Annotated in this window: 1 protein-coding gene; it reads right to left on the bottom strand. The window is 66.6% G+C overall.

From position 1 onward, the window contains the following. A partial coding sequence (locus tag G6R25_RS24545) for an RNA-guided endonuclease InsQ/TnpB family protein (protein ID WP_163554709.1) occupies positions 1–518 on the bottom strand: 518 nt, incomplete at both ends.

The following is a 518-nucleotide window of genomic DNA, read 5'->3' as shown; positions in this document are numbered from 1 at the left end:
AGGCAGGCCGGTGACGGTCTCCTCGACCAGGATCGACAGGTGGAACTGGCCGCGGCTGTTCCGTGACACCGTCACCTGCGACGGCACCACACCCTCCGGCAACGGCCTCGACCAGACGACGTCCAACGGCCGACCCTGCTTCACCAACCGGACCTGACCATCCCGGTAGGTGAAACAGCCCCGAAAATAGGTCGCCGCATCGACGGACCGACCCTTCCTCCTGAACGACGGAAAACCCGCCCGCTTCGCCCAAAAGTTCACAAACGCCGCCTGGAGATGCCGCAGCGTGGCCTGCAACGGGCCTTTCGACGGCCCGGCCAACCACAGTGTTCCCGGATCCCGCTTCCACCCGGTCAGCATCCCGTCGGTCTCGGCATGGGTAACCCGGCGCTGTTCCTCCCGCCACGCCCGGGACCGCTCGGCAAGCGCCCGGTTGTACACATAGCGAACACAACCAAACGTCGCGGCAAGCTGCGCGGCCTGCTCCGGATCCGGGTAGAACCGGTAGCGGTACGCCC

The sequence above is a fragment of the Candidatus Frankia alpina genome, from assembly GCF_902806485.1.
Taxonomy (GTDB): domain Bacteria; phylum Actinomycetota; class Actinomycetes; order Frankiales; family Frankiaceae; genus Frankia; species Frankia alpina.
The sequence above is the reverse complement of the archived record's forward strand: the minus strand, read 5'-3'. Positions and strand labels throughout refer to the sequence as shown.